Here is a 3,144-nt window from a genome sequence, read left to right as displayed (position 1 = left end):
CCTCTGCTGAACCCGGGTGACCCTTGACCTGGCAGGGGATAAGGGCTTTGCATCCGCGCCAGTTGCCGCCTTTGCCCGGGGAGAATGATACTTATGCTCTCTTTCCTCTATCTTCTCCCGGGTAAGCCTCTCGATATCCTTCAAGAAGCTGCGCTCTTCTGCAGAGCAGAAAGAGAATGCATTGCCGCTAGCTCCCGCCCTGCCGGTGCGCCCGATGCGGTGGACGTAGCTCTCTGGCTCATTTGGCAGGTCATAGTTCACCACATGGGTGATATCATCGATATCTATGCCCCGGGCGGCGATGTCGGTCGCCACCAGCACCCTTATCCTGCCTGATCGGAACCTTTCCATAGTCTTAGTGCGCTGGTTTTGCGACTTGTTGCCATGAATGGCATCCGACTGAATCCTGTTTTTGGACAGCATCTGCGCCACCTTATCCGCCCGGTGCTTGGTGCGGGCGAAGACCAGGACCCTCTTCATATCTTCTTTTAAGAGGAGATCGAGCAGAAGGGAGTTCTTGGAGTTCTGATCGACAAAGAATACCTGCTGATCGATGGAGTCCAGAGTGCACGCCGAGGGAGAGGCCTGCACATGCACCGGATCATTAAGAAGGCTCTGGGCAAGCTCGCCCGTCTCCCGGGTCAGAGTGGCAGAGAAGAAAAGGGAGCTGTGCTTCTCCGGCAGAGCCGAGACTATCCTCTTCACGTCTCTTATGAAGCCCATGTCAAGCATCCTGTCGATCTCATCCAGGACGAAGAACTCAACCCCTTTCAGCTCTATGTAGCCCTGGTTCATCAGGTCCAAGAGCCTGCCAGGAGTGGCGACTAGTATATCGACTCCTCGGGAGAGCATATTGACCTGCGGCCCCTGGCGGACGCCGCCGAATATGACCAGTTGTCTGAAGCGGAGAAACTTGCCATAGGTGGCAAAGCTCTGGCCGATCTGGGCAGCAAGCTCTCTGGTAGGAGCAAGCACCAGCACCCGCGGTGAGCCCGGCCGGCTGGCTCGCCGCTCGGCTGACATTCTCTGCAGTATGGGCAGCACAAATGCCGCCGTCTTTCCCGTTCCCGTCTGAGCGATCCCCAGCAGATCTTTTCCCTCGAGTAATGGGGGTATGGCCAGCATCTGTATCGGCGTGGGGGTGGTATATCCTTCTAGAGCAATCGCTCGCAAGAGCGGATCTATTATATTCAGATTTCCAAATGACATTTAATGCCTCTTCTTTGAATCTGAAAACAAGATGAAGTCCACGGCAATAGCTCGCAAGATATGCATGCCTGCCGGAAGCAGAGGCATTAAACGACGATGGATGTCTCCCGAAGCGATTGATTTCATAATCAAAATCGTTCCAGAGCCATCCGTCTCTTTAAGGAAGCCTGATCCGACAGCCCGTTTTAGGGCCAGAGAAGAAGCTGCCTCTGCGGTTTCAAATCATTTCCATTATTTATTTGATTTCCTATCGATTCGCTGAACCGATATCAGCCTCAAAAACATCTCAACAATTTATCGAATCAATGCAAATGGAGCGGTTGAGCATCTCCTCACCAGACTAAATATCTGTCGGTCCCATCTATCGGTCAATATGCCGATCCATAGTTCATCTCTTCTTCCTCGCCGCCTTATACTTGGGCCAGCTCTGGTGGGGCAGTCCCTTGCCGGAATAGCTCTCTCTCACGCTATCTGAGGCTGCCCTTTCCAGCCGCTCATCGCGCAACCTCCTCTCTGCGGCCATCTTCTTTACCAGGATGTAGTTGGCGGCGAGGAATAGGGGGAACAAGAGGATACAGAATGCTACTATATGCCAGACTTCCATATATAACAGGTCAACTCATGAATATAAAAAGATCACCTGAACTTCCCCAGTAGTCGGGAATAAAACTCCTTCTCCTGCCCCCTGGTGGTACGAACCAGCCGGTCCAGTATCAGCTCGGGAGTGCTCTTCGCCAGGTAGTTGTACCGCGGGCTGCGGCAGACCACAAGACAGTTGTTCTCATCCAGTCCCTCCGCCTCGATTCCGTCCACCCGAACCGGGGTTTCTGAGAAGCGACGCACATCCTCAGCCAGGTGGCTGACGAAGACCGCGGCTGAGCCTCTTCGGTTCAACTCGTCGAGCATGCAGGCGATGATGCGCGCCGAGGCTCCGGGCTCGGTTATGGACTCCAGCTCATCGGCCAAGACCAGCTTTCTCTTCTCGTTCTCCACCACAGCGAACTTTCTCATCGCCGTCTCAAAGGCTCCGGCGGAGAGGGTACCCCGGCTCTTGCTGAAGTAGTAAAGCTGCTCGAATAGACTGATCCTGCAGCTTTCGGCGGGCACGGGCAGACCCATCTGCGCCAGGATGACTATCTGAGAGATGAGATCCAGGAGAGTGGTCTTGCCGCCGGAGTTGACTCCACTGAGAAGGGCCACCATCTCTGGAGGCTCGCCCGGCCCTCCACCAAGGCAGTAGCTCACCTTTTCCGGCTGCTTTAAAGAGAGGTTTCTTGCTCCCTGAAAACACAGGCAGGTCTCTGATGCAATCTCCGGAAAGATCAAACCCTCCTTCAGGGTGAATGAGCCCAGGGCATAGGAATAATCGAACTCCATCAGAATATGGACCAGCGTTTCCGCCCGATTTCTCTCCTCAGCCAGACCACGGGCCAGCTCTCTTTTTGCCTTCAGGCCCCTCTCCTCTTGCCGGCTGCGCAGCTCCTGCTCAAAGGATCGCAATGCTCTTCGGTCCAGCTCCAGAGGGTAGCTGACGGCAGAGGAGAATATCTCATCCAGCCAGACCTCCTCAGCTCCTTTCAGATCCAGATCCTCTCTGGCGCGCTCTTTTGCCTCTTTCAAAATCTCCTGATAGATCCCTTTCATCCGGATCTCGAAGAGCTCCCGGATGCCATCTCCCCGGCTCATCACCTGCAAGAGGTCCGTCCCATCCAGGGTGAGCGAGCTGTTCTCGATCCTTCTCTTCAGCTCCTCATTAGCTGTGGATGCTGCCTGGTCCACGCAACCCTCCAGCCGGGCGGCCAGCCTGCTCAACCGCTCCGCCTCAATGTCGCTCTTATCGCCAAGCCTGCTGATCCGGTCGAAGAAATCCTCCCAGCCCCGAAAGTCCTCTACTCCCGCCGCCTGAAGCTTCGATGCCGCCTCCACCGCGGCAGC

Annotated in this window: 4 protein-coding genes; 1 reads left to right on the top strand and 3 read right to left on the bottom strand. The window is 55.3% G+C overall.

Annotated features, from left to right (window positions below; translation table 11 throughout):
• The coding region (locus BP822_RS00795) for a DEAD/DEAH box helicase (protein WP_286877518.1) at positions 1 to 1,209 on the bottom strand (1,209 nt) is incomplete at its 3' end.
• Positions 1,210 to 1,240: 31 nt separating this feature from the next.
• Here BP822_RS00795 and BP822_RS00790 point away from each other — a divergent pair.
• The gene (locus BP822_RS00790; RefSeq protein ID WP_157863754.1) at positions 1,241 to 1,471 is read left to right on the top strand and encodes a hypothetical protein; all 231 of its coding nucleotides are present in this window, start codon (positions 1,241 to 1,243) and stop codon (positions 1,469 to 1,471) included.
• Between the two features lie 126 nt (positions 1,472 to 1,597).
• Here BP822_RS00790 and BP822_RS00785 read toward each other — a convergent pair whose 3' ends face one another.
• Complete coding sequence (locus tag BP822_RS00785; protein WP_013719688.1) at positions 1,598 to 1,813, bottom strand: hypothetical protein; 216 nt, start codon at positions 1,811 to 1,813, stop codon at positions 1,598 to 1,600.
• Positions 1,814 to 1,845: 32 nt separating this feature from the next.
• Positions 1,846 to 3,144 (bottom strand): MutS-related protein (locus tag BP822_RS00780; protein WP_286877517.1); only part of this gene is annotated, 1,299 nt, incomplete at its 5' end.

This window comes from Methanosaeta sp. UBA458, from assembly GCF_002496085.1.
Taxonomy (GTDB): Archaea; Halobacteriota; Methanosarcinia; order Methanotrichales; family Methanotrichaceae; genus Methanothrix; species Methanothrix soehngenii.
The sequence above is the reverse complement of the archived record's forward strand: the minus strand, read 5'-3'. Positions and strand labels throughout refer to the sequence as shown.